Source organism: Streptomyces sp. NPDC041784, from assembly GCF_055591025.1.
In genome coordinates this window covers 13,931-39,267 of the sequence record NZ_JBVJAB010000040.1, presented here as the reverse complement: position 1 = coordinate 39,267, position 25,337 = coordinate 13,931, and the positions used below count along the sequence as shown (strand labels likewise).

General features: G+C 69.4%; 22 protein-coding genes, 1 tRNA gene and 5 pseudogenes. 17 read left to right on the top strand and 11 right to left on the bottom strand.

The window, feature by feature from the left end:
• Nucleotides 1–140: 140 nt before the first annotated feature.
• The 3 genes from ACZ6D7_RS42570 to ACZ6D7_RS42560 all read right to left on the bottom strand — a co-directional run bounded on the left by ACZ6D7_RS42570 (nucleotide 141) and on the right by ACZ6D7_RS42560 (nucleotide 2,551).
• The gene (locus tag ACZ6D7_RS42570; protein ID WP_469503061.1) at nucleotides 141–497 is read right to left on the bottom strand and encodes a DoxX family protein; all 357 of its coding nucleotides are present in this window, start codon (nucleotides 495–497) and stop codon (nucleotides 141–143) included.
• Between the two features lie 89 nt (nucleotides 498–586).
• Nucleotides 587–1,261 carry an SDR family NAD(P)-dependent oxidoreductase gene (locus ACZ6D7_RS42565; RefSeq protein WP_469503058.1) on the bottom strand — a complete coding sequence of 225 codons (675 nt, stop codon included), beginning with the start codon at nucleotides 1,259–1,261 and terminating at the stop codon, nucleotides 587–589.
• Nucleotides 1,262–1,411: 150 nt separating this feature from the next.
• A complete protein-coding gene (locus tag ACZ6D7_RS42560; RefSeq protein WP_469503055.1) occupies nucleotides 1,412–2,551 on the bottom strand; it encodes a PucR-like N-terminal domain-containing protein in 1,140 nt (379 codons plus the stop codon).
• Nucleotides 2,552–2,637: 86 nt separating this feature from the next.
• Between ACZ6D7_RS42560 and ACZ6D7_RS42555 the strand changes: the two genes are divergently transcribed.
• From ACZ6D7_RS42555 to ACZ6D7_RS42540, 4 genes and pseudogenes are all read left to right on the top strand, one after another.
• Nucleotides 2,638–3,693 (top strand): ferredoxin reductase, encoded by a 1,056-nt coding sequence (locus tag ACZ6D7_RS42555; RefSeq protein WP_469503053.1) that lies wholly within the window; start codon nucleotides 2,638–2,640, stop codon nucleotides 3,691–3,693.
• Nucleotides 3,694–3,700: 7 nt separating this feature from the next.
• Nucleotides 3,701–4,819 (top strand): fatty acid desaturase family protein, encoded by a 1,119-nt coding sequence (locus ACZ6D7_RS42550; RefSeq protein ID WP_469503050.1) that lies wholly within the window; start codon nucleotides 3,701–3,703, stop codon nucleotides 4,817–4,819.
• Between the two features lie 284 nt (nucleotides 4,820–5,103).
• Nucleotides 5,104–5,322, top strand: a pseudogene (locus ACZ6D7_RS42545) (IS256 family transposase); the annotation flags it as partial.
• Nucleotides 5,323–5,361: 39 nt separating this feature from the next.
• Nucleotides 5,362–5,805: pseudogene (locus tag ACZ6D7_RS42540) on the top strand (transposase family protein); the annotation flags it as partial.
• A gap of 369 nt (nucleotides 5,806–6,174) precedes the next feature.
• Here the strand turns inward: ACZ6D7_RS42540 and ACZ6D7_RS42535 are convergent.
• On the bottom strand, nucleotides 6,175–7,551 hold the full coding sequence (locus ACZ6D7_RS42535) for an IS1380 family transposase (protein ID WP_469503047.1): 1,377 nt from the start codon (nucleotides 7,549–7,551) through the stop codon (nucleotides 6,175–6,177).
• 121 nt (nucleotides 7,552–7,672) lie between these two features.
• Entirely contained in the window at nucleotides 7,673–8,071 is a 399-nt protein-coding gene (locus tag ACZ6D7_RS42530) for a hypothetical protein (protein ID WP_469503046.1), read from the bottom strand.
• Between the two features lie 229 nt (nucleotides 8,072–8,300).
• Here ACZ6D7_RS42530 and ACZ6D7_RS42525 point away from each other — a divergent pair.
• Nucleotides 8,301–8,374: transfer RNA gene (locus ACZ6D7_RS42525), tRNA-Ala, on the top strand.
• A 268-nt stretch (nucleotides 8,375–8,642) separates the two neighbouring features.
• Here ACZ6D7_RS42525 and ACZ6D7_RS42520 read toward each other — a convergent pair.
• Nucleotides 8,643–8,909, bottom strand: a complete 267-nt coding sequence (locus tag ACZ6D7_RS42520; RefSeq protein WP_469503043.1) for a hypothetical protein — start codon at nucleotides 8,907–8,909, stop codon at nucleotides 8,643–8,645.
• A 440-nt stretch (nucleotides 8,910–9,349) separates the two neighbouring features.
• Here ACZ6D7_RS42520 and ACZ6D7_RS42515 point away from each other — a divergent pair, with 440 nt between their 5' ends.
• The 4 genes and pseudogenes from ACZ6D7_RS42515 to ACZ6D7_RS42500 form a co-directional block, all read left to right on the top strand.
• Entirely contained in the window at nucleotides 9,350–10,309 is a 960-nt protein-coding gene (locus ACZ6D7_RS42515) for a hypothetical protein (RefSeq protein ID WP_469503040.1), read from the top strand.
• The gene (locus tag ACZ6D7_RS42510; RefSeq protein WP_469503039.1) at nucleotides 10,303–11,271 is read left to right on the top strand and encodes a hypothetical protein; all 969 of its coding nucleotides are present in this window, start codon (nucleotides 10,303–10,305) and stop codon (nucleotides 11,269–11,271) included. Before ACZ6D7_RS42515 ends, ACZ6D7_RS42510 begins: the two co-directional genes overlap by 7 nt.
• A gap of 124 nt (nucleotides 11,272–11,395) precedes the next feature.
• Complete coding sequence (locus ACZ6D7_RS42505) at nucleotides 11,396–12,376, top strand: threonine ammonia-lyase (protein WP_469503036.1); 981 nt, start codon at nucleotides 11,396–11,398, stop codon at nucleotides 12,374–12,376.
• 312 nt (nucleotides 12,377–12,688) lie between these two features.
• Nucleotides 12,689–13,213, top strand: a pseudogene (locus ACZ6D7_RS42500) (transposase); the annotation flags it as partial.
• Nucleotides 13,214–13,435: 222 nt separating this feature from the next.
• Here the strand turns inward: ACZ6D7_RS42500 and ACZ6D7_RS42495 are convergent.
• The 5 genes and pseudogenes from ACZ6D7_RS42495 to ACZ6D7_RS42475 all read right to left on the bottom strand — a co-directional run bounded on the left by ACZ6D7_RS42495 (nucleotide 13,436) and on the right by ACZ6D7_RS42475 (nucleotide 15,909).
• Entirely contained in the window at nucleotides 13,436–14,215 is a 780-nt protein-coding gene (locus ACZ6D7_RS42495; protein WP_469503034.1) for a hypothetical protein, read from the bottom strand.
• Between the two features lie 264 nt (nucleotides 14,216–14,479).
• A pseudogene (locus ACZ6D7_RS42490) lies at nucleotides 14,480–14,682 on the bottom strand (cold-shock protein).
• Nucleotides 14,683–14,815: 133 nt separating this feature from the next.
• Nucleotides 14,816–15,055, bottom strand: a complete 240-nt coding sequence (locus tag ACZ6D7_RS42485; RefSeq protein ID WP_469503032.1) for a hypothetical protein — start codon at nucleotides 15,053–15,055, stop codon at nucleotides 14,816–14,818.
• Nucleotides 15,056–15,445: 390 nt separating this feature from the next.
• Nucleotides 15,446–15,694: a hypothetical protein gene (locus ACZ6D7_RS42480; RefSeq protein WP_469503030.1), complete on the bottom strand. Its 249-nt coding sequence runs from the start codon at nucleotides 15,692–15,694 to the stop codon at nucleotides 15,446–15,448.
• An 8-nt stretch (nucleotides 15,695–15,702) separates the two neighbouring features.
• Nucleotides 15,703–15,909 carry a hypothetical protein gene (locus tag ACZ6D7_RS42475; RefSeq protein ID WP_469503028.1) on the bottom strand — a complete coding sequence of 69 codons (207 nt, stop codon included), beginning with the start codon at nucleotides 15,907–15,909 and terminating at the stop codon, nucleotides 15,703–15,705.
• Between the two features lie 993 nt (nucleotides 15,910–16,902).
• Between ACZ6D7_RS42475 and ACZ6D7_RS42470 the strand changes: the two genes are divergently transcribed.
• The 8 genes and pseudogenes from ACZ6D7_RS42470 to ACZ6D7_RS42435 all read left to right on the top strand — a co-directional run bounded on the left by ACZ6D7_RS42470 (nucleotide 16,903) and on the right by ACZ6D7_RS42435 (nucleotide 25,266).
• Nucleotides 16,903–18,642, top strand: a complete 1,740-nt coding sequence (locus ACZ6D7_RS42470; protein ID WP_469503025.1) for a sensor histidine kinase — start codon at nucleotides 16,903–16,905, stop codon at nucleotides 18,640–18,642.
• 297 nt (nucleotides 18,643–18,939) lie between these two features.
• Nucleotides 18,940–19,128, top strand: coding sequence for a hypothetical protein (locus ACZ6D7_RS42465; RefSeq protein ID WP_469503023.1), 189 nt, complete (start codon nucleotides 18,940–18,942; stop codon nucleotides 19,126–19,128).
• 186 nt (nucleotides 19,129–19,314) lie between these two features.
• Nucleotides 19,315–19,470 (top strand): hypothetical protein, encoded by a 156-nt coding sequence (locus tag ACZ6D7_RS42460; protein WP_469503020.1) that lies wholly within the window; start codon nucleotides 19,315–19,317, stop codon nucleotides 19,468–19,470.
• Nucleotides 19,471–19,906: 436 nt separating this feature from the next.
• Nucleotides 19,907–20,101, top strand: coding sequence for a hypothetical protein (locus ACZ6D7_RS42455; RefSeq protein ID WP_469503017.1), 195 nt, complete (start codon nucleotides 19,907–19,909; stop codon nucleotides 20,099–20,101).
• Between the two features lie 312 nt (nucleotides 20,102–20,413).
• Nucleotides 20,414–22,836, top strand: a pseudogene (locus tag ACZ6D7_RS42450) (SpoIIE family protein phosphatase).
• Nucleotides 22,837–23,493: 657 nt separating this feature from the next.
• Nucleotides 23,494–23,982: a hypothetical protein gene (locus tag ACZ6D7_RS42445; protein WP_469503013.1), complete on the top strand. Its 489-nt coding sequence runs from the start codon at nucleotides 23,494–23,496 to the stop codon at nucleotides 23,980–23,982.
• Between the two features lie 53 nt (nucleotides 23,983–24,035).
• Nucleotides 24,036–24,245: a hypothetical protein gene (locus ACZ6D7_RS42440; RefSeq protein ID WP_469503010.1), complete on the top strand. Its 210-nt coding sequence runs from the start codon at nucleotides 24,036–24,038 to the stop codon at nucleotides 24,243–24,245.
• 112 nt (nucleotides 24,246–24,357) lie between these two features.
• Nucleotides 24,358–25,266, top strand: a complete 909-nt coding sequence (locus ACZ6D7_RS42435) for a universal stress protein (protein ID WP_469503007.1) — start codon at nucleotides 24,358–24,360, stop codon at nucleotides 25,264–25,266.
• Nucleotides 25,267–25,337 lie beyond the last annotated feature (71 nt).

The following is a 25,337-nucleotide window of genomic DNA, read 5'->3' as shown; positions in this document are numbered from 1 at the left end:
TCGCCCTAGAAAACGACCAGGACCGAGGGGACCACAAGGCCCCCCGGACCCGCCAGGCCCGTGCCCCCCCCCCCCCCCCACCCCCCGCCCCGCACCGCCCCCCCCCCCCCCCCCCCCCCCCCCCCCCCCCCCCCCCCAGGTCACCAGAGGCAGCGGCCGGTGCCGGTCAGGGCAATCTGGACCACGGCTTCGGAACGGGCGGGAACAGTTTCACAGTCGCGGGCCAGGCGCCGCCGCAGCATCCACCAGCCGTAGGCCCGCCCGACCGCCCAACATGCCAGCGGTACGAGCACGGTGGCGATGTCGAGGGCCGCCGGGGGGACCAGCCCGGGGGCTGCGGCGAACTCGGCCAGGCCGACTAGGCGCACGACCGCGGCCGGGACATCGTTCACCCAGGGCAGCCGTGGGCTGAGCTGTTCACGGGACTTGGTGGTCTTGAGGACGCCGGAGGCCGCGCACGTCGCGGCCAGCAGACCCTGCAGGACCCGTAGGAACACGTTCAGCGGAGCGGAGTCTTCTGTTGGGGTCGCGCCGCGGCCGAAACACCGCGGCGCGATGGGGGCTCGATGAGGGAGCCTGGGCGGTCTCAGCCCTTGAAGACGAGCTCGGCCTGATCGCGTTTCGTGGTGTGCAGGTCCCAGTAGACGGGGGAAATCTCTTCGGGCTGGGCTGTCGGGAACCCGGGGAGGGCCGGGGTGCCGATCGACACGTCGATGCCAACATGGGCGGCCTGGATGCCGGTACCGTCCAGCTCCTTGTGCGGGTTGATCGCCCAGTTACGGAGCGCCGCCCCGGCAGCGTTGACATTGCCGACCTGTGGAACAGGGTCGATGGAACCGGCGCCGGTGGTGTAGAGCAGGGTGCCCGTGCCGGCCTCCCGCATCGTCGGCAGAACTTCCTTGGTCGCGGCGATGGCTCCGTAGCGCTGGAACTCGATCTCGTGCTGCACATGGGACGGTTCGGTGTCGGCAGGAGTGGTCAGCGCGGTGGAGCCGAAGGTGCCGACCGGGGGGTATTCCAGGACGTCGATCCCACCGAACTGTGCGGCGTCCTTCAGGGCCCGGGTGAGGGCGTCACGGTCCAATACGTCCGCCGGAAACGCGGCGGCGGTGATGCCCACGGCGGTGAGTGTGCCAACGAGATCGTCGAGCTTGGTGCGGCTTCGCGAGATCAGGGCGACGTCGTAGCCCTGGGAGCCGAAGGTGCGAGCGATGGCCAGGCCCGACGTGGGGCCCGCACCGACAATGGCGATGCCGGTCACAGCGCTCCCGACTGTGACGGGCGCCCGGCGGGTGACACGCTCCATCAACTGCGCGGTCGCCGGCTCCGTGTCCCGGTAGGCCAGGAAGAGCGGTTCCAGCTGGGTTCCTGGACCGCTCGCGGACGCGGTCGTGGACGGTCGAAGTACGCGTCAGCTGCCCCGAAGACCGACCGCCAGCGTCAGTTCAAGGACCCGGTGTGGCGATGCGAGATCCGGAAACAGCTCCCGCAGCTGCGACATCCGGTACCGGACTGTCTGGGGATGGACGAACAACGCCGCCGCCACCTCGTCCCGCCTGCCCTGGTGCAGCAGCCACGCCCGCAACGTCTCCTCCAGCCGCCGTGCGGTCGCCACAGGCAAGGTCCGCAACGGTGCGAGGGCTCGGGCACGCAGGTCTGCGAATGCGTCCACGTCGGCGCTCAGCACCAGCTCGGGCAGGTGGTCCTCGGTGTCGCGAATATCACAGGAGAGGGAGCGTGCGCGTACGGCTCGTGCGTACGAGGCGGACGCACGAGCCCATGGCCGGGCCGGGCCGACCACGGCGGTGCGGTCGGTCAGCTGCCGCAAGAGATGTGATCGGTCGGCATCGGGGACGAGCAGCACACCGGTGGCGTCCGGCAGATCGTCGAGGACGAGGGTGCTCGGGTCGAGCGTGCGGTAGGCAGGCCGGGCCTGGGCGGCGGGCAGCAGGACCGCGGTCAGCGAGACCGGAGGCTGCCACCCGGCCCGTTGAGCAGAGACCAGCAGCACGTCCGGGCTCGCACCGGCGAGGAGGTCGCGAGCCAGGTGCTCCAGGTGGCGCTCGTGATCCCTGCCCCGGGCGGCCAGTTCGTCGGCGTGGCCCGCGGCGCTCGCGGCGGAGAGCTCGTCGATGTAGGCGAAGGTCAGCTCCGCGAACTTGGCGACCTCGGCGGCGGGCAGACCTGCGGGTACGGCCCCCGCTGCCAGGCATCGCCAGGCCACGCGGGCACCGACGCGGTAGGCGCTGAGCAGGGCGTCCATCGAACGGCCGTCGCGGACCTCGCCGCGGCCCAGCTCGTAGGCCGCGTCACCGCCGTCGCCGCCTGTGGCGTTCCCGCTCGCGAGGTCCAGGTAGTGCCCCAGGGCGGTGCGGACGGCTCGGCGGATGGTGGCGCCCATGTGGCCCGAGAGGGCGTTGGCGTAGGGAGGGACCTCGTCGATGATCGCCTGGACGACCTCGTCGGCGGTGGCCTTCAGCGCAGCCCGAAGTGCCGTGATCGTCGTCTCATCCAGGGCCAGTTCGCTGGCCCTCCGGATCACATGGCTCATAATTTATTCCCTGCGAACAATTCAGCCGACCAGATTTACGTCCTGCGGTCAGGACTTTACGCCCTGAGGCGCAGCAAGCTGGAGCCATGACGAGTACAGCCCTCCGCAGCAGGGCGTGGAAACTACTGGAGATGGTCACGACGCCGCTGCTGCCGTCTGACTACCTCGACCTGGTCAGCCCGTTGCGCGCGGGCGCTGACCTGCGGGGGCGCATCGAGGCCGTGCACCCCGAGACGGGGGACGCCGCGACCATCGTGATCAGACCGGGACGGGGCTGGCGCGGCCACACAGCCGGTCAGTACGTGCGGATCGGAGTCGACGTCGACGGGGTGCGCCTGTGGCGTGCCTACTCGCTCACCTCGCCGACAAACCGGCAGGACGGCCGCGTCACGATCACGGTGAAGGCGATCCCGGACGGCAAGGTCAGCAACCACCTGGTCCGCAGGGCGAAACCGGGCACGCTGATCCAGCTCGACCAGGCGACCGGTGACTTCGTGCTGCCGCAGGCCACGCCCGCCAAGGTGCTCTACCTGACGGCCGGCAGCGGCATCACGCCCGTGATGGGCATGCTGCGCGACACCGAATTCGACGACGTCGTCATGGTCCACTGCGCGCCGCAGCCGCACGACGTGATCTTCCGCAACGAACTGCACGACCTGGTCGCGGACAAGAAGCTGTGGCTCACCGAAGTGCACACCGACACCGACGGCATGCTCGACATCGCCCGTCTCGACGAACTCGTGCCCGACTGGGCCGAGCGCGAGACCTGGGCCTGTGGGCCCGCGGGCCTGCTCGACGCCGCCGAAGAGCACTGGGCCGAGCACGGCGTCCAAGAGCGCCTGCACACCGAACGCTTCCGTCCCAGCATCGTCGTAGCCGGCGACGGCGGCGAGGTCACCTTCAGCGCCACCGGCAAGAGGGTCGACGCGGACGGCGCGACACCGTTGCTGGACATCGGCGAGGAGGCCGGCGTGCTCATGCCCTCCGGGTGCCGCATGGGCATCTGCTTCGGCTGCGTCACGCCGCTCAAGGCGGGCGCCGTCCGCGACCTGCGCACCGGTGAGATCACCGAGGCCGAGCCGGGCGTCCTCATCCAGACCTGCGTGTCCGCCGCGGCGGGCCCCTGCGACATCGAACGGTAGGAACACCTTGACCGCCATCGACCCCACCGCCCACCTGACCGCGGAGCAGATCGAGGAGCTCGGCCGCGAGCTGGACGCGATCCGCGACGAGGTGATCGCCAGCCGCGGCGAGAAGGACGCCGCCTACATCCGCAAGGTCATCTCGGCGCAGCGCAAGCTCGAGCTGGTCAGCAGGGGCGTGCTGCTGTTCTCGATCTTCCCGCCCGCGTGGCTGCTCGGCACCGCCGGTCTGTCCGTGGCGAAGATCATGGACAACATGGAGATCGGCCACAACATCCTGCACGGCCAGTGGGACTGGATGCGAGACCCGAAGATCCACTCCACCACCTGGGAGTGGGATCACGTCTCGCCGGCCGACCAGTGGAAGCACTCCCACAACGAGCTGCACCACACGTACACCAACGTGATCGGCAAGGACAACGACCTCGGCTACGGCATCATGCGCGTCGACGAGGACCAGAAGTGGCACCCGTTCCACCTCGGCCAGCCGCTGTGGAACTTCATCAACGCCTGCTTCTTCGAGTACGGCATCGCAGCGTACGACCTGGAGCTCGGCAAGAACCTGCACAAGCGCCGCCGCAAGAACCCGGAGTTCCGCGCGCGGGCCAAGGCCGTGGGCCGCAAGATCCGCAAGCAGGTGCTCAAGGACTACGTGATCCACCCGCTGCTGTCGGGCCCCTCCTTCCTCCCCACGCTCGCCGCCACGTTCACCGCGAACCTGGTCCGCAACCTCTGGACCCACTCGGTGATCATGTGCGGGCACTTCCCCGAGGGCGTACAGGTCTTCGAGCGCCGGTCGATCAAGGGCGAGACGCGCGGCCAGTGGTACCTGCGCCAGATGATGGGTTCGGCGAACATCAGCGGCAGCAGGGCCATGCACTTCATGACCGGCAACCTGTCGCACCAGATCGAGCACCACCTGTTCCCGGACCTGCCGAGCAACCGGTACGCCGAGGTCGCGGTGAAGGTGCGCGCGCTGTTCGAAAAGTACGAGCTGGAGTACGTCACCGGGCCGCTGCCCAAGCAGGTGTTCTCCGCGTGGCACAAGGTCTTCCGGCTCTCGCTGCCGAACAAGAAGCCCAAGGTCAAGGCGCCGGACCGCGAGCAGGAGCTCGTCGCGGCCTGATTCCCGGTATTGGTTCAGATCTTTCGGCCGTACCGGCGGCACCGCCGGGTTCGGTGAGCTCCGATGCGGACGGTGGGCGGCCGCGACATCAGACCGTACGACACGGGATCCGGGCAGCCCGGTGTCCGGCTGCGCTGCCTGGACGTGCACACAGCCCCCGGCGAGCTGTTGTAGTGGGCTGACCTGCCATGGTCGGGCCGGTAAGTCGGGTGCGTGCGCGCACTCGGTTTGCCGACGGGCGGGCTGGGTGGAAGGCATGGGCTGTGACGTGGACACTGCCGGAACCGATCGAGTCGACCTTCTCCACCGTGAAGCTTCGGACCAAGGTCACCCGCGGCGCCGGCAGCCCGGCCGCGGCCCTCGCGATGGTCTTCAAACTCGTCGAGTCCGCCCAGGCCCGCTGGCGAGCGGTCACCGCACCGCACCTCGTCGCCCTCGTCCGAGCCGGCGCCCGCTTCGAGAACAGCCTCCTCGTCGAACGAGACGAGACCCTCGCAGCGTGATCCACCTCAACTGATCCACAGGTCTTGACAATTACTCGCCGGCCGACCGCAACGAACGCAGACGTCGTGGCGCGGACCGAGGCGCTGCGCCGCCGGCACAAGTGGTGCCGCCCGGATCGCCTTCGAGCTGCGGGAAGACGGCTTGTCGATCAACCGGCGCACGGTCTCGCGCCACCTGCTTGCCCTCGGCCTCAATCATCGGCGGTTCCTTGACCCGGAGGGTGAATCCAACCGGGAGCCGCGACGGCACCGCCCGAAGGCCCGGGCACATGGTCCACATCGGCGTGAAGAAGGTGTCGGGCGATCCCCGCCGGTGGCGGCTGGCAAGTCCACGGCCGCGGAAGCGAACAGGCCAAGGCGGCCGAGCGTCGGAAGCGGAAGGGCCGGCGCGCCGGCTACGCCTACCTCCACTCGGCGGTCGACGGGTTCAGCCGACTCGCGTACACCGAATCGCTGAGCGACGAGAGGGCGAGCACGGCCATCGAGTTGGATCTGTGCGCGGCGATCCGCCGTGATGCCCGTGTGGGAATGTCCTACCTGGCTTTGATGCGTGAGCACGGTGTGGGATTCCGTACGGCAAAGCGGCGTGGGAGTCGGTGTGGCCGGAGGGTCGCGCACTTTTAGACAGAAGTCATGCGCTCTTGGACGAAAGACGGATGCCTGACCTGGCTGTCTCTTTAGCCTCGATCATTCATGAGGGCCCGTCAGCTTGCTGATGGGCCCGTTATGGTGAGAGTTGGTGGGGATTTTCAGCGTCTGGGCAGGTTGAGTGCCCGGCTGTCGCGTCGGGTGGGCGCCGGGTTCCACGGCTCCGGTGGGTTGGCGCCGCTCGCAGGGATGGGAAGGTGCTGGTCAGCCGGGGTTCGGGAGGGCGTGGAGCCGGTCCAGGGCGTCGGTGATCACGTCGGTCCAGGGCCAGCGCTTGGCGAGGCGGAGGTAGCGGCAGCGGCCGGTGGTGACGAGCTGGCCGGCGGTGGAGAACAGCCGAAGCCGCAGGCGGCGGGGCTCCCAGAGCCGGGCGGTGCCGGTGAGGGCGAGCAGGGGCATCCAGGCCAGCAGGTCGAGGGCGATCTGCACGATCTCCAGCCAGATCTGATTCTGCGCGGCGTCGTGGAGGGGGAGGTTGCGCAGGCCGGTGGCGCGGGCGGCGCGGATGCGGTCCTCGGCCCGGGCCCGCTGCCGGTGGCGCAGCTCGAGGGCGGCGATCGCTTCGCCGGCCGTGTTGGTGGCGAAGCACGTCAGCCGCATGCCGTCGGCGTCGGTGAAACGCAACTGGGCGCCGGGGTGCGGGCGTTCCCTGCGCACGATCAGCCGCAGACCTTTCGGCCAGCCGGTCAGGCAGTCGCCGGCGAGTTCGGCCACCCAGGCGCCGTCGCGGATGTCGCCGTCGGGCTCGACGGCCGGGGTCCAGGCCGTGGCCGGGACCTTCAGGACGGCCTGGTGGATGGCGTCGGTGATGGTCATGCCGACCGAGTACGACAGCCACCGCCCGCGCTGGGCGAGCCAGGCGACGAACTCGTGGGTGCCGCCGCCGGAGTCGGTGCGGATCAGGGTCTGCCGTCCCCGCCGGAGCCGCTTGGGCAACTGGGCCAGGGCCAGTTTTGTGGCTTCGATGTGGTCGGCGGCGGTGTTGGAGCCAGCGTTGCCGGGCCGCAGCAGGCCCATGACCGGCTCGCGGGAGCCGCCTCGGCCGTGGTCGACGAACCCCATCAGCGGATGGTGACCGAAGGTCTTCTTCCAGGTCGCGGCAGCGTCCTGCTTGTCGGAGTGCGCGATGACGAGGACCCCATCGATGTCCACGATCACCTGACCGTCGGCGTCCGGCGCCGCCTGGCCGGCCAACTTCCAGACGTGCTCGCGTACTTCGGCGCGGGCAGCGCGGATCGCGGCCAAGGCGTGCTTGCCGCCCGCGGCAAGTGTGTCGATGAGACGGGAGACGGTCGGGTCGGAGGCAACTGGCCCGAACACGTCGGGTTCAGCCCGCAGCAGGCCGACGTCGGCCAGGCAATCCCCGCCGATTGCGACCGCGAGCGCCACGTCCAGCAGGATCTTGCCCGGATCGTGTACTGCCCGCGGCTTGCGCCACGGTGCCAGGGCCACCGATATCGCCACATCCAGGCCAGTCTTGCGAGCCGTCTCCACCAGCAGCACAGACCCGGCCTGCCCCACCACGCCGCGACCGCCGCCCTCGACACGCACACGCGGGTACGACCCGATACGCTTCTTCATCTGAGGAGTGCAGCTTTCTCTGCGACGAACAGGACCTAGACAAGTCCCATCGTCCCAGGTCAGCGGCACTCCTCGCTCATTTGACCTAACCTCGGGCACCCACGCTCGGGATAGCGAGAGGCTAGGTTGGTGCGTCGACACCCAGCCCGGCGCGCCGCGTGCGATTCCGTCGGTGAGCGATGAGCGGCAGGGCAGATCCGATCAGTGCCACAACGGCGGCGGCGACCCAGTGCCGCGTCTGCTGGCCCATGAGCAGGCACGAGATGACCCCGAACCAGGCGCCCACAGCCGGGACCAGGGCCGCGTGCCGACCGGCGGTCGTATCGGTGAGGGAGGCCACGCTGAAGTAGGCGACGATGAATCCGGCAAACAGGGCGAGGTTGTACCACCCACCGCCATCAGGGAGGGCGTAGCCCTTGCGGGTTCGCTCCAGTCCCAGGTCAACGGCCCCGGCGACTCCCCAGAAGAACGCGCTGGAAGCCACCACACCGAGAGCGACACGCCACGCCGTATTCGTCATGCCGGGATCGTATGAACGACGAGTGGAGTTCGGCCAGGGCGTTGTTCTGGCCCGCCGTGTACGCAGAGCTGGCTCTGAGCCCGGGAGGCGCTCTGACGGCGGCCAAGTCGATGTTCACGAGTTCGGGTTCTGGCACAACTTCTGTGGAGCCGTCACGCTGAGTGTTTCCGTTAGCCCTCGAATATTCGAGGCGGCGGGGTGCTGAGGCTTGTACGATCCCGGACGGGATGGGGCTCGTAGCGCAGTGGTTGTCGCGCCTTCACCGCATGTGGGAGGACACCGGTTCAAATCCGGTCGGCCCCATCCTGCTCGTTCTCCGGCAGCTTCCTGTGACTCCCAGGAGCACCCCAGTTGTTGCTCAGCGTGCCCAGTCACAGAAGTTGTGCCAGAACCCGAGTTCGGGAGGCACCCGCCACTGACTCGATGGGTACTTGTACCGGTGCGCCCAGACTCCAGTGGTCGAGCATTGTGGCTCGCGCCGCCGACGTCGTCAGCAGCTACAACCAGGTCGGCGGCTGCACCCTCCGCCGGGTCTTCTGCTCACCAGTCCGGGGGCAACCCGGTCAGGAGTTCAGTCGTCGAACTCGTTCAGGAACTTGGTGGACGCCCACCGGAACTCCTCGTCATCGTCGCGCGACTCCAGCAAGCCGGCTTCCACAAGCGTCAGGAGGGTGGCGTGGAGAGCTCGCCCAGCCGGGTTGTCTTCCCAGAAGATCCTCTTGCTCTTCGAGAAGGGAACGTCAGCCGTGAGCGCACCGAGGCTCAACCCCAGCTCATATGCGGCCTGGTCCCAGTAGATCCAGTCCTTCATCGCTTCCGAAAAGACCACTGCAGTCACTCACCCTTCCCCTCGTTACGGTTCAATTCGAGTCCAGAGGCCGCTCACCGGACCGTGAGTGACTCCCAAACCACTCGACATTGATCATGGAACAGGGCCGCGCGGTGACTCCCGAAGCAGTCGACGAACGACTCCCGTTCTCCCGTACGAAACCACAGAGCCGTGACTTCGGCGTCGAGGGTGGCGAGCAACTGCCGGGGCCGATGCGCTTCTTCACCTGGAGCGTGTCTCCGCCTGGTACGGGAACCAGAACCTCAGCAATCCTCATTCTCGCTGTTCAGAGGCACTTCCCGCTACCCTGATCACGTGCCGGACAGTCCACTTCGTGAAGGCGCGAGGTTAGCGTCGACCGGACCGATGACGGCTCGGCCCGAAGGATGCTCATGCCCATAACATCTGCTCCTGCCGCGCTGCCGCGGTTTCGGCACCGCTGGGCGGCCGTGGCCGGCCTGCTGGTGCTGTCCCCGATCAGCGCGGAGTACCTCATCGGCTACGGCGAAAGCACTGGTCGGCCGCTGGAACTGCTGGCGGGCCTGCTCATCCTCGCGCCGCTCTACGGAACCGTCGCCGTGCTCATCCGCGAGATCACTCGGCGCACCGGTCGTGGCTGGCCGACGATCCTGCTGCTGAGCGCGGCTTTCGGGGTGATCCAGGCCGGCTTGATCGACCAGACCCTGTTCGACAATGAGGTCGACGCCGATGGCCCCGACTGGGCGACGCAGGCGCTGGTCACTCTCATTCCGGGCCTGGGGGTTGATGCGGCGAGATTGCTGAACTACGTCGGGGGGCATGTGATCTGGAGTTTCGCCGCTCCGATCGCGGTGGTCGAATCCTGTGCCCCGCGCATCGGGAACCGGCGGCGGCTGGGCCCGGTCGGCGTCGGCGTCATGGTGCTGCTGTGGGCGCTGAGCGCCGCACTGGTCTTCAGCGACACGGCAGCGGACTCCACCGCCCGCCCGGCGCAGCTGATCGGCGCCGCAGTGGTCGCCGTTGCCTTGATCGTCGCCGCGTTCACCGCCCGGCCTGCGAGGGCCCCGTCGTCGGGGAAGGTGCCGTCGTGGTGGCTGGTCGGCGGTGTCACAGGGGTCGCATGGTGCGCCAATCAGCTGCTTCCGACGACCTGGGTGGGGGTGACGGTGAACGTCGTCGCCATGGTCGTCCTGGGCTGGCTGCTGCTGCGCTGGTCGCGCCGCCTGGGCTGGGGCCGCCGACACGTACTGGCCGCCGCGGGCAGTGCCCTCGTCGTCCGTGCCGGGCTGTCCTTCCTGGTCGAACCGCTCGGCGACAACGTGAATTTCACGGTGAAGTACGCGGTCAACGCCGCGATGCTCGGTGGAGTCGCCGCCCTTCTCTTCATGGCCGCCCATCGTCTACGTCGACAGGAACCGAGCGCATGCTGACCGTCCGCGGAATCTCCTACCTGGTCGGCGAGGCGAGTACCGATGACGTGCGGCGGGACCTGGAGGTCATCGCCCGGGATCTGCACTGCACCACGGTGATGCTGATCGGGGACGGTAAGCGGTTGATCGATGCCGCCCGCACCGCCCTCGAGACCGGTCTCGGCGTCTACCTCCGGCCCCATGTTCCCGAGCTTCCTCAGCCGAAGCTGCTGGAGCACCTGGACGCCGTCGCCGAGGCGGCCGAAGAACTTCGCCGGGAACACCCGGACCGGGTGACGCTTCTGGTCGGCAGCGAGTTCTCCCACACCGTGCCCGGCATCGTCCCCGGACCTCGCTCGTTCCTGCGCTTGAAGCTCATCGTGCGTTTCCGCCGCCTGTTGCGGCGCAGGATCGACCGGCGGCTCCACGGGCTGCTCACCATCGCTGTGACCACCGCGCGCCGCCGCTTCGGCGGGCCGGTCACCTACTCCGCGGCCGGGTGGGAACACGTCGACTGGTCGCTGTTCGACCTGGTCGGCGTCAGCCTCTACCGCTCCGGCCGCAACCACCCCACCTACGCGGACCGCCTGCGCAACCTGGTTCGCGACCACGACAGGCCCGTCGTCATCACCGAGTTCGGGTGCGGTGCCTTCACCGGAGCCGACCGACGGGGAGCCGGTTCCTTCTGGATCGCCAACTGGTTCGCCATGCCCCCGCGCATCCGCGGCGACCACCCCCGCGACGAGGCCGTCCAGGCCCGCTACCTCGGTGAACTCATCGACCAGTACAACGCGGAGGGCGTGCACGGCTGCTTCGTATTCACCTTCGCCATGCCCGACTTCCCGCATCACGACGATCCTCGTCTCGACCTCGACAAGGCCGGCTTCGGGGTCGTGGCGGTGACAGGCGACGGTGCGTGCAGCCCCAAGGAGGCGTTCCACGAGGTCGCGCGACACTACGGCGACATAGCAGTGGAGGAATGACCGACAGAACGGTCACCTCGTCGAACGCCCTGAGGAACCCGCCGCAGCGTGACACATCTCAACCGGCCTGCAACTCTTGACAGTTACTCATGGAACAGCACCGGTGGCGCTACGCTGCTGTGTCGTGCAGGAGACGCGCCTCGACACTGCTCGGATCCGGGCGGCTCGCCGGGTGATCGACCCGGTTTTTCTCGACACGCCGCTGTACCGCTGCGAGGCGCTGGAGCCCGACCTCGGATGCACGGTGAGCATCAAGCTCGAAACGGCGAACCCGGTGCGCAGTTTCAAGGCCCGCGGCACCGAGGTCGTCGCGAGCCTGCTCGCCGACAACGGCTCGCGAGCCGTGGTGTGCGCCAGCGCGGGCAACCTTGGCCAAGCCCTCGCTTGGTCCGGTCGCGGCCGGGGGCTCGACGTCACCGTCGTGGCATCCCGCTTTGCGACGGTGGCCAAGCTTGATCGCATCCGAGCGTTGGACGCCAGGCTGGAGCTGGTGGACGGCGACCACGAGATGGCTCGCGAGCGGGCGGCGGCCATCGCGCGCTGCGACGGCATCCGGCTGCTCGAAGACAGCCTGGACATCGAGACCTGCGAGGGCGCGGCGACCATCGGCCTGGAACTGGTGGACGCCGCGCCATCGTTCGACACCGTCCTGATTGCCCTCGGCGGCGGGGCGCTGGCCACCGGCGTGGGTCATGTGGTGAAGGCCTTGGCACCCGAAGTCGAGGTGATCTGCGTCCAGCCGCTGGGCGCACCGGCGCTGACACACTCGTGGCGCCAACGACGTGTCGTCACCACCGACTCGACCGACACCATCGCTGACGGCGTCGCCGGCCGGCGTCCCATCCCCGCCGTCCTGGACGACCTCCTCCTGGTCGCTGACGACGCCGTCCTGGTTCGGGAGACCTCGATCATCGCCGGTATGCGGATGCTCCTCGACCACGCCGGCCTCGTCGTCGAACCTTCGGCCGCGCTCGGCATCGCGGCGATCCTCGAAGACCGTGACCGCTTCGTCGGCCGACGCGTGGTCACCATCGTGTGCGGCAGCAACGTCGACGTAGAGGCCTATCACCGCTGGGTCGGTGCGGCTCCCATCCACAGGTCTTGACAATTGCTCGACACAGACCGGGTACGCCGCCAAAGCCCAGCGGCTGTTCCCCGCGGAGCGCGTGTATCCACTGCCACCGCCCCTGGAAAGCCTTCTTTCCCCGGGCAGATGAGGACCGACCGGCGAGGAAGCGGTCGCCTGCGGCCACAGGCACAAGATCGTGAGCAGAGCACGGGCGGGGGCAGTCTGAAAAATGAGGTAGCTCACGGCCGGAGCCATTCTCCTTGCGGATCGAAGCAGATGAGTCCGTGCTCGCGAGCCAGCGCAGCGGCGTACTCAGACACTTCGGCCTTGCCATAGGACATGAGCGGCGACGAGGTCACGTTCGAGACGAAGGTGGCGATGGCCAAGGCGATGGTCCGCAAAGCCATCGCCGATGGCATCCCGTTCGGCTGGATGACCGCGGATGCCCCCTACGGCTTCAGCAAAGGGTGGAGGTTCGAGCTGGAGCAGGCGGACGTCTTCCACGTCATGGCCACCACCCGCCACGACACCGTCGTCACCCGCTGGACACTCGACCACCCCGTCCACGACCTGCTCCCCGGTCTGCCCGGCAGAAGTGGAAACGCCGTTCCTGCGGCGAGGGAGCCCACGGCCTCATCCGTATCGCCGGCCGCAGGTGGGCGGTCGCGGAATGCTTCCAGACGGCGAAGCGGGAATGCGGCCTGGACGACTACCAGTTCCGCCGTTATCCCGGCTGGCACCCCCCACATGACCCTGGCCATGGCCGCCCACGCCTGCCTGACCGTCCTGCCGGCCCGCCGGCTGGACACGGAGAAGGCGGAAACGGATCCTCCCAGCTCATCCACTACGGCCTCGCCGAGATCCGACGCCTGATCACCCGCCTCACCGACCGCCGGTCGACCACATCCGGCACTGGTCGACCTGGCGTCGGCGACGACAACACCAAGCCCGCATCAGCCACTACAAGAGACGCGGACACAGCCCCTGAACTGGCCAGCAATCAGCTCAAGCACCGTTGCAGTATTAGAGGCCATCTCATTTGGCGAGTCTGCGGTAGTAGATGAGGATGCAGGCGGCGATGTTGGTCGCACCCGCTCAGCAGGCCGAAGTGTCCTGTGTCGCCTCGCGTGCCTCGGTGAGGGCTCGCTGCCTGAGGTTGCCGCCGAACAACTGAATCGTGGTGGCGGCCAGGATGTCATCCCTGCCGATGGTCCGCCGGTCCCCCCTGCGGGCGGACAGAGCCCGGAGGGAATCCTTGAGGAACGGGGGAGGGGCCGGTTCGCCCGACATCACTGGGGTGACCGTACCGAAACGTTTGACCCCGCCCTCGCGGACGACCATGGCCGCGTCCCGGGCGAGGTCCGTCAGGAACACGCTCGCGATTCCGTCCAGGTCGCGGACCATCGCCGGGACGGCCCTCACCCCCTGGCTCCACAGCAGCTTCTTGACCCCGGCCTCGAACCTGTGGGCGCCGACCACAGCACTCGGTTTGCGCGACCTGCTGCGCTTACGAGAGGGCACGATGACACCCTCGGCGTCGTACAGGACACCGGTCAGGCCTCGAAACGTCGGGCTGTGGTCGTACCACTTGTCCCCCACCTCAAGCTCGACGTTCCGGTCGATCGCCGAGAGAAGGTCTCCGGGAATCAGCTTCTTCCGGGCCTCCGCCGCCGCCGCTCTCCTCGCGCCGTCGATGATCTCCGCCAGCACTGTCTGCGTCACCGACGCGGCGGCCCACGCGGCCGACCGAGAGACGTGCATCGAGGTCACGTCCCTGAACACCGCTTTGACGAGAGGAGGCTTGAACGGCGAGACATCCATGACCGAGGCGGTCTCGGGACCGCTGCGCTCAGGGCGTGCGGGCTGTGCGGTCATCGGAAGAAACGCTCCCTGCTGTCGGAGTTATCACAGGCCCACACTTCACCACGCAGACCCGCTCTCTTCCCCCATCCTCCGTCGAAGCGCCACCCGGTCAAGGGCCTGACGGGCACATCCCGACAGCCGGGCCGATGATTGGCCACCTCCCGCACGCCCCCGTACCGTGGCACCTGCGTCCCCCGTCCAGCTGTACCCCGTTCCACCCCGCGTCGGTGGTGCCACTCTGCACAGTGGGGACGTGCGGGACGGTGTGCGGCCGGTTCAGCCGCGGACGATGTTCTCAGCCTGGGGCCCCTTCTGGCCCTGGGGCACGTCGAAGGTGACCGGCTCCCCCCACCAGCTCACGGTAGCCGTTGCCGGAAATGGTTGGAGTAATGGGCGAAGACGTCCGGTCCCCCGCCGTCCTGGGCGATGAACCCAAAGCCCTTTTCGGAGTTGAACCACTTCACGGTGCCGCTGGCCATGCTGGTTGGCCTTCACTTCTTGCCGGGAGGTCCCGGCTGGTCTGTATACGGGCTTGTCCACTGCTGGAAGGAGCCCAGCGTCCGCACTACCCCGTCGGCAGCGCGGTTGTCCGACACTGCACGATCAGCACGCTCACGGGGCCGGGCACAGGTCCTCGAACGGAATGCCGGAAAGCTTCTCCCTTTTCCACCGCTGCGCCGCCGGGGATGCGCCGGCGGCGGCGCACAGGGCTCTCTCCGTGTTGATCAGGCCCGAGACGTCCCAGCTCAGGACCTCGGTCCCGGTGCTCCAGAGAAGGTCCTTCCCGGCTTCGTCGACCTTGAATGTCAGTGCGGAGGTGAGGGAGGCGTCGTAGGCACGTTGCCTGGTCAAGCCTGCGCTCCTATGACCTTGGAACTGACGCCCTCGCGGATCGTCAGTGTCCGCAGTTGCTGAAGGCTCGTGATCTCTATGCCGACGGGGGTCCAGGACCGAGGTCGGGGCACCCCGTCGGCATGCGTCTGCAGGGCCGGAGGGGTTTGGTCAACCGGCCAGCCCCACCCCGAGGGTCGTTGCCCCCGGCCGTCCGATGGGAGACGGCGGCATGATGCGCTCGGGTAGCTCCGGGACGATGGCAGCAGGCGGGGCCGACCAGTCGTCATCGTGACCTCTTGGCCGGACGCCGCACAAGGTCCGATCCGCCGGTCGAACTGGCTGGTGAACGGGGGTGGTCGAGTCACGGTGCACGGGTCGCTCCGGTGCGCGGCAGCGGCGGCTGCGATTTCACCAGCGGCGCAGGTCCTTGCGTAGCTGTTCGTACGAGTTGCTCCGGTGCCGGTCGGTGTCCGGCGGCGTGGAGCCAAGCGCGACGACCTGGTCGGAGACGTAGGTGAGGCGATACAGCAGAACGCGGGTTGCAGTCTCCAGCCACTCATCGGTCGCTCGGGCCGGAGGTGCTGCGCCGAGAACAGTGACGAACCAGACGGGCAGCAGGGAGCGGTTGCTGGCGGCGTCGGTCAGTCGGCTGCGCAAGGCAAGGGTCAGGCGTTTCTCGGCCCAGCCGCCATCACAGGCTGCTTGTCAACGCGGGTTTCGGCGTCGTCCTCAAGGGCGTCGGCAGACTCCTCGGCGCTGGGGGTCTGCCTGGCGAGATCCTGGCGCAGCCGGGTCTCCTCGGCGATCGTGGTGCGGAGCCGGCCCGTGGCCTCGGTGTGGCTGCTGGTGCCGTAGCGACTGGCAGTCAGCACACCGCCGACCGCGAACTGCTGCCGATGACCGAGAACCTCGGACTCGGCGCGGCCCTGTGGCCCCCGCTCCGCAGCGGACTGCTCTCACCGGAAAGCACCGCCGCAGCGCCGAGGGGCGCCTCAGCTACCTGGGGGCGGTCATTCACACGGAGAGCACCGACCAAGAACCCGCCGTCGTCGACGCCGTCCTGGCCGAGGAGACCGGCGTAAGGCCTGCCCAGGTGTCGGTGGCCTGGGTACGGGAGCGTGCCGCCCCGGTCCGCGACCGCGCTCATCCCGATCACCGGGCCGCGCAACCTCACCCAGCTCGACTACTATCTGGGCGCTCTCGACGTCCACCTGACGCCGCAGCAGTTCGCCCGCCTGCCGGAAGAGTCGGCGCAGTGCCACTCGGAGTTCCCGACGAGGCGATCGCCGGATCCCTGGGCGGCATCCAGGCAGGCGACACCAGCCGCGTCATCAGGCCGGCCGCACCGGTGGGCTGACGCCTCCCGCACCGGCGAGGGGCCCCAGGAAGTGAAATAAGGACCCAAAGCGTGTCGTACTGGGAGAAGCCCAGGATGGGCGGAGATCCCGCTCCACGCGGACGGGCAACGGAGACGACGATGAGGCGTGCACAGCGCCCAGCCTGACGGATCAGCGCAGGCGGGGGCGGCCGGAAGACGGTAACGGCGCCGCGAAACTGGCGCGGGCTGCGGGAACCGTTGTTGACGACCGCTGATCAGGGCATCATGCGGACCCGCGCCTCTCCGATGGCGGCAGCGACGGTGCCCGCCATGAGGCCGAACGGCATCCACGCCGTAGGGCGGCTTTGACCGGCTCTGGGGCGGGGTGCGGTGGGCGGCGCCGACGTGGACCTCACGCCATGCCCTCGGTCACGTCCAAGGGCCATAGGATCCAGGGCAGCCGTTTAACACAGGCGTTCGGGTGCCGACAGGGCCGTTCGGGCAAGATGAGAAGGTGCCAACGGCGCCTTCTCCGGAGGGAGCGGGAATGGCGGAGAGTCCGGCAGAGGGGCGCAGGGGCCGCCCGGCGGCGCCCCAGTTGCGGCTGGATGAGCTGCTGGAGGGCCTGCAGGCACAGGTGGAGCAGGTCCGCGCGGTCCGCGACCGGGTGCACACGCTGCTGGACGCGGTCCTCGCCATCGGCACCGATCTGGATCTCGACGTCGTGCTGCGTCGGATCACCGAGTCCGCGGTCACCCTGGTGGACGCCCGGTACGGGGCTTTGGGCGTGCTGGGCGAGGAAGGGAAGATCCGGCAGTTCATCACGGTCGGCATGGACGAGGACACCATCCGCACCATCGGTCACTATCCCGATGGCCAGGGCATCCTGGGGCTGCTGATCAAGGAGCCGGAGCCGTTGCGCCTGGCCGACCTGGGCCGGCATCCCGACTCGGTGGGCTTCCCCGAAGGCCATCCGCCGATGACGACGTTCCTGGGCGCGCCGGTGCGTGTGCGCGACCAGGTCTTCGGAAACCTCTACCTGACCGACAAGCGGGGCGGGGCAGAGTTCGACGACGATGACGAGGCGGTGCTGCGCACCCTCGCGGCCGCGGCGGGCGTCGCGATCGACAACGCCCGCCTGTACGAGGACACACGCCGCAGGGAACGATGGCTGGCGGCGAGCAGCGAACTGACCCGCAGCCTGTTGTCCGGAACCGAGCCGGACCGGGTGCTGCACCAGGTCGCCGCGACCGTCAGGGCGCTGTCCGGCGCCGATCTGGTGACGCTGGCGGTGCCGTTCGACGGCGGCGACGAGCTGGTGATCGAGGCGGCCGACGGCGAAGGCGCCGAGCGGGTGCAGGGGCTGGTGCTGGCTGCCACCACACTGGCCGCGAAGGTCCACCACTCCAACGAGCGGATCACCAGCGGTGCGCTGTCCGGCGAGCCGCAGGCAGGAGGCGGCTCCGCGGCACAGATCGACCTGGGGCCGGGGTTCCTGCTCCCGCTGGGAGGTGGCGAGCATGTCCGCGGGGTCCTGCAGATCGCCAACCGGGCTGGCGGGGCCGAGTTCTCGGACGCCACCATGACCATGATCAGCGGTTTCGCCGACCAGGCCGCTCTCGCGCTGGAGATCGCCGAGCACCGGCGCGAGGCCGAACACCTGGTGGTGCTGAGCGACCGCGATCGCATCGCCCGCGACCTGCACGACCTGGCCATCCAGCGGCTGTTCGCCTCCGGGCTGACCCTGAACTCGGTACTCGGCCGCGTCTCCGACCGGCCCCAGGTGGCCGAGCGCGTCCAGCGGGTCGTCGACGACCTCGACGACACCATCAGAACGGTACGGGGCACGATCTACGCGCTGCGCGAGCGCGACCGCTCCGACAGCCGCGGCGGGCTGCGCGCAAAGCTTCTGGCCGAGACCGACCATGCCGCCGCCGTGCTGGGCTTCACTCCCGCCCTGCGCATGACCGGCCTGCTCGACACCGACGTACCCGCCAGTCACGCCGAGCACCTCGTCGCGGTGCTGCGTGAAACTCTGTCGAACGCCGCCCGGCACGCGCACGCCACCGCCGTCGAGGTCACCGCTGAGACGGACGGCAGCCAGCTGCGGCTGCGCGTCGCCGACAACGGAACCGGCATCGACCCGGCCGTCACCCGACGCAGCGGCCTGGACAACCTCCGCCGGCGCGCCACCGACGTCGGTGGCAGCCTCACCCTCACCCCGAACCAGCCCACCGGCACCATCGCGGAATGGACGGTGCCGCTGCCCGCACAGGCCCAAGCCTGAACCCCGCGATCCAACGCGCCGGGCATACGCCCGTGGTGCCGAACGTGCCCTTGAAGGGACAAGAATTGCCCGGCCACGTGATCGGGCCGCATCGCCGTCACGCAGCCGCCTCGGGCCATCCGGCGTCCAGTGGGTGGGAGCACACTCGCCGTTGAACAGCCGCCGGATCCCGGAGAGTTGTCCCTTCACTGGTGACCCTTCCCGGAACCTGCCGCCCGCACGGCCCGGCTCAGCCGCCGGGCCGTCGGCATGATCTGGGGTGATCCAGTCCGTCCGCTGCGGGGGCCTGCCCCCCCCATGCCGTACTCCGAGGTACTCGGCCGCAACGGCACCTATGTCGTCTTCCGACAGGTCGACACGCGGGTGGCGGCGTTCCGGCAGTACCTGCGCGCGAACTCCGGCAGCCCGGAGGCGGAGAAGATGCTCGCCGCAAAGATGGTCGACCGCTGGCCGAGCAGCGCCCCCCTGGTGCTCTGCCCCACTTGATCCGCCGGGGAATCAGCCATGGACCGATGCTCCCCGAGGGTGTCCTGGAGGACGACGGCGCCGACCGGGGCAGCATCTTCGTCTTCTCCGGGGCACACCTGAAGAGGCAGTTCGAGTTCGCCAAGTCCCCGTGGGGCAACGGCGGGAACTTCATCGGCCAACACGACGAACAGGACCCGCTCACGGGTGCGAACGACGGAACCGGCACCGTCACCGCCCCCGGCCGACCCGTCCGCCGGGCGCCTGCACGGACTGCCGCAGTTCGTCGTCACCCGGGGCTGTAAGTACTGCTTCCTGCCCGGACCGAGGGCCCTGCACTGGCTCGCCGACCTCGATACCTGAGCGCAGGACACCATGGCAGACCACTTCTCCGGCACCCGAGCGCCCGACGATCCCTCCGCCGGGTGGCGGCTCACCCTCGCCTGCGCACTGACCGGCCGCGCACCACGGCAGGCGAACGATGTCATGGTCGTCGGCGCGGGGCCGGCGGGCGTTTTCGCCGCCTGCCGAGAGCGGGCTGCGGCTGCGGGCCGACGAGATCATCCTCCGTACGGGGGCACCAGCAACCAGCTCTCCGTCCCGGGCTCCGAACTGATCACCACCCACAGCGGTGCCTGGAGCCTGAGCCAGGTCCCGCCCTCGATGCTCGTGATCGGCGGCGGCGCCACCGGTGTCCACTGGCCCGCGCGTTCTTTCGACCGAGGATCGGCCTCACCGAAGCCGAAGCCCGGCAGAAGCACGACGCCGTCATCGCCACCATCTCCTTCGACGCTGCCCCATGAACGATCACCGACGGCCGCACCACGGGGTTCTGCAAACTGATGTCGCCCGCGCCGGCCACCAGATCGTCGACTGCCGCGTGGTCGGCGAGCGAGCCGTCGAGATCACCCAACTCGCCGCCATCGCCATGACCGCACAGGTGTCGGCCGAAGTGCTCAGCCGGATCCCGCGAGGCTCGGCATTCAGCGCATAGGGGACGGTGAACCTCGTGGACAGGCGGGAAGGCCCCTTGAGTCCCGGGTCGTCTTCGCTGAACCAGTCGCTCGCGCTGTCGGCTGACGCCCGACGTACCGCCGCACCGAGGGTGGGCGGCAGAGCGTTGGGCTGGTGCACCGCGGTTTCGGAGTGGCGTCCCCTTCCGTGTCGCCCGTCGACCTGCGCGTGCGCGCGAGGAGAGATACAAGTAGGAGAGGAGCCGACGCGACGGATACGAGGTTGTCGCCGCCCTGCGGTCTCTGCCGAGTCTCCCCAGCCCCGAGAGCCCCGGGGGCAGGATGGGCGATGAATGGACATGGAGAATGCCGGCCCCCTCGGGAACGGCCTCGATCAGTTCCCGGATCAGGTCACCTCGGCCACGGCGGTCGTAGATGCGCGGGGGATCGTGACGGGGTGGAGTTCCGGAGCACAGCAGTTGCTCGGGTACTCGTACGAGGACGTCGTAGGGCGTCCCGCGGCACGCCTGCTCGGCGGGAACGCCGAGGCCAAGGTGCCTTTCTCCGCGATTCTCGAGGGACGAGGCGGGCCGACCCCGCTGCGGCACCAGGACGGCCACCCCGTGCAAGCCGAGTTGCAGGCGTACGCGTCACTCGACCGCGAGGGCGCCGCACAGTGGCTCCTCGTGGCCACGTGGCCACAGCAGCCGCGTCCGCGCAAGGACGAGGCGACGACAGAGGAAGCCTTCGCGCAGTCCCACCTGCCTGTGATGATCTACGACGCCGAGCTGCGGGCCTTGCGGGGGAGCGCCGGCGCGGCCCGCGAACTGGGCTTCACGGAGGAGCAGATGCGCGGCCGGCGCGTCACCGACATCCTGCCTCCCCACATCTGCACCACGGTCGAGGAGGGCATGCGCCGGGTGTTCGAGACGGGTGAACCGAAGCGGTTCCAGGTGCACGGCCGACCGCGGCGCGGAGCCCGCGACAGATACTGGGCCGTCTCCGTGTCCCCCCTGAGGAACCCGGCAGGACAGGTGCGACACGTACAGCTCATCGCCCTCGACGTCACCGAACAGTACCGGGCCCGCGAGCGGCTCGCCCTGCTGAACGACGTCAGCGCGCAGGTGGGCAGCACTCTCGACGTGATGCGTACGGCCCAGGAGATGGCCGACGTGGCGGTGGGGCGGCTCGCCGACTTCATCAGCATCGACCTGCTGGACGGGCTGTTCCGCGGCGTCGAGCCCAGACCGTCCGCCACGAGCTCCGTCGCGCTGCGCCGGGCCGCGCAGCAGTCCGTCCTACCCGGCATCCCCGAGTCGGTGGTCCAGCCGGGGGAAGTGGACTACTACCCGGAATCCTCTCCCCCCGCCCGCTGTCTGGACACGGGCCGGTCGTCGCTGCACCGCACCCTGGACGACGCCATCGAGAGCTGGCAGGTCGCCGATCCCGAGCGCGCGGAGAAGGTCCGTGACTTCGGGATGCATTCGATCATGGTCATCCCGTTGCGCGCCCGGGGCATCACGCTCGGTGTGGCCGTACTCGTCCGCCACCGCCGCCAGGACTCCTTCGACGAGGACGATCTGCTCCTCGCCGAGGAGATCGCCGCACGCGCTGCCGTGGCCGTGGACAACGCGCGACGCTTCACCCGCGAGCGGACCACCGCCCTGGCCCTGCAACGAAGCCTGCTGCCACAGCGGCTCCCCGCCCAGGAGGCCGCGGAGGTGGCCTACCGCTATCTCCCGGCCCGGTCCCGGGCGGGGCTGGGCGGCGACTGGTTCGATGTGATCCCGCTGTCGGGCGCACGGGTCGCCCTGGTCGTCGGGGACGTGGTGGGCCATGGCCTGCGCGCCTCCGCCACCATGGGGCGGCTGCGGACCGCGGTACGCACGCTGGCGGACGTCGACCTGCCCCCCGAGGAGCTCCTCGTCCATCTCGACGACCTGATCACCCACCTCAGGGCGGAGGAGGATGCGGCAGCGGATCCCGAGCTCGAGATCGTCACCGATCTCGTAGCCACCTGTCTGTATCTGGTCTACGACCCTGTGTCGCGCCGCTGCGCCGCCGCCGGCGCGGGCCACCCCCCGCCCGCCGTGGTCACGCCCGACGGCAAGGCATCGAACTTCCTGTCGGCCCGCCGCTGGGAGTCGGCGGGCTGCCCTTCGAGGCGGTCGAATGGGAAGTGCCCCGAGGCAGTCTCCTCGTGCTGTACACGGACGGCCTCGTCGAAGTCCCCGAACACGACCTCGGCAGGGGCATGGCGCTGCTGCGGCGGCGCCTGGAGCAGCCCGCTCGCTCGCTGGAGGCCCTCTGCGACGATTTGGTCGAGAGTCTGCTCCCCGCACAGCCGTCGGATGATGTCGCACTGCTCATCGCCCGTACCCGGGCCCTCGACGCGGGCCAGGTGGCCGTCTGGGATCTGCCTTCCGACCCCGCCGCCGTGGCCGACGCCCGTGCCAAGGTGGCCCGTCGCCTGGCGGACTGGGGACTGGACGAGGTGGTCTTCACCGCCGAGCTGGTGGTGAGCGAACTGGTCACCAACGCGATCCGGTACGGCACCCCTCCCGTTCAGCTGCGCCTGATCCGCGACACCGTGCTCATCTGCGAGGTCTCCGACAGCAGCGGCACCGCCCCGCACATGCGGCGAGCGCGCATGTTCGACGAAGGCGGACGCGGCCTGCTGCTCGTCGCACAGTTCGCCGAGCGGTGGGGCACACGCCACCGAGCCGGAGGGAAGTCGATCTGGGCGGAGATCGGTGTTCAGGACGAGCGGTCATGACGGTGCCCGGCCGCCCGTGGCCACCGACGTCGATCCCATGGCGCCACTGCTCGGGCGACTTCCGCAGCGGCACGCCCTGCCGCGGCGGGCTCGTGCTGCCAGGCAGTGCCCCGGCTGCCGACCTGGACCGTCCGCCCTAGCATGGAGCCCATAGGCGGGAAGAGGAAAGTCACCGCGTACGGACCTCTGCCACGCATGAGGGCGGACGCCGCCGGAGAAGCGCGCCCGCCGCACTCGCCACATGTCTCTGATCGAGCCGACTGCTCTTCATACTGGCTCCTGCCTGCGGGTAGGGGCGCCATCCCGTGCAGTGAAAGGAAGTCACGGAGAAGCAGAGGGGGAAGACCCGTGCCCCACCCGCCCGATTTCGAGCACGCCGTCCACACGGCCGGCATCTGGCCGTGCGGTCGCCGTCGTCGTACGCGATCACGTCTCCCCCGGACAACGGGGGGCGGCACTCAACCAGCTCCCGCAGGACATCCGCGCACTCCTCCTCCAGTCGGCTGCCTGACCGGCTTCGCGACCCCGGGCACGGGTGCCGGTCCTGTACCGACTCGGCGGTCGCCGCGGAGGCGACCCCACTTCGCCCGCTCCCGCGATGCGCGGTCTCCGCTCGCTGATCTCCAACGGAACGCCCCTCGCATGCGGAAGCACGACATGACCGAGATCCATGCACTGAGCCGTCCCGACGGCGCACCGGACCTCCGCGACGGCATCCCGGACCGGGTGCGCAAGGACGCCGACCCGTACCACCGAGCCCCGGCCGCCTTCACCGTCCAGCGCCCTGCCGGGGGCGGTAACAGCCTGCACGGCCACAGCGCCGTCACCTCCGCCCTGGCCGACGACGCATATCCGCCGAACCGCGTCGCCGAACCGCTCGTGGCTGCCCTCGGTGGCCCGGACCGGTACCTCTTCGGCAACCTGACCATCTGCGGCAGCCGAGCCGGCCCCGACACCGGTGAAACGACCCTGCGCGGCTTCACCGAAGCACGGCAGCGGCTCATCCGTGACGTCCACGACGCCCCTCCGAGGACGCCGAAAGCGCCCCATGGTTCGGTTGAGGCGCCTGTACCCACGCGAGGAGGTCTGGTTGACGAACAAGCGCACGGCCCACCCGGACACGACAGCCGAGGCAGCACAGCCTGATCACCGCACCGAGTGAGGGCCCAGTCCGTCACTGCCTCGTAAGGGAGCACGACATGACGCAGAGCAACTCCCCCCAACCCGATGCCGACCCTGAGCCGGAGGCCCGGCTGAGCCGACTGGAAGCACAGGTCGCGACCCTGGCCGAGGCCGTCCGGGCGCTCGCCCAGGGCCTGGAGAGCCTCCCGTCGGAGGACACTCCGCCCGAAGAAGCAGCACGCGGCGCACGACTCGCCCACGAACTCCTGCTCTCCAAGGGCCTGTAGACGCACTCGGACGACAGAGCCGACCACAGACGCCGACACCGGTTCCCGGCCGGCACCGGTTCCGGCCGGCACGGGGAACGCGCCGGCCGAAGGAGACACCGGGAGTCGTGCGATGACACATGCACACGAACGCAAACCGATCGTGGTCGGCGTCGACCCCGATCCCGGCAGACGCACGGCAGTCTCCTGGGCCGCCGACGAGGCGGACCGACGTCATCTGCCCCTGCTCCTGGTCCTCGCGCAGAACGTACCGACCCCCGGGTACCGGCCGACGGGCGGACGACCGTCCTGGGAGGAGTGGAACGAGGCGCTGCACGCGACAGGGGACCACGCGCTGTCGGAGGCGGTGACATTCGTCAATTCCCGGCATCCGCAGGTGCAGGTCGACGGGCTGCTGGCGGAGGGGCATCCGGCGTGGGTGCTGCGCGAGCAGGCGCAACACGCCACGGAGGTCGTACTCGGTTCCTGGCACCTGAGTGCTCTCCAGGAGCTGTTCACCTCTGCCGCCGTCGCCCTGCCACTCATCGCCCACGCGCCCTGCCCCGTGGTGGTCCTACCGGAACCGGAGCACACCACCCAGGAGCCGCCGTGCTTCGTGGTCGGGGCCGACGGCAGCCCTCACTCCGCCGCCGCCGTCGACTTCGCCTTCGAGGAGGCCGCTCTGTGGGGCGCGGTCGTGCGGGCCCTGTACGTGTGGCACGCCCCGCTGCTCGGAGCCCTGGACGAGGACGCGGCCGTCCAGGAGGGCCGTCGGCTGCTCTCGAAGACAGTGGCCGGGCGTACCGCCGCCCACCCGGAGGTGGACGTGCGTCACGAGGTCGTACAGGGCCACCCGGTAGAGGTTCTCGCCAAGGCGTCCGAGCACGCCCTCGGGCTGGTCGTGGGCACACGCGGGCACGGCGGCTTCACCGGCATGCTGCTGGGCTCCGTCAGTCAAGGCGTACTCCACCACGCCCGCTGCCCGGTCATCACCGTCCCGCACACGCACCACCAGCAGGCCGCAGTCCGGACGTCGTGGTGACGTGGTGCCACCGGCTGGTCCGTCATGGCGTGGTGGCTGCTGTCGGGTTGCGTCGGCTGTTGCACCACGCC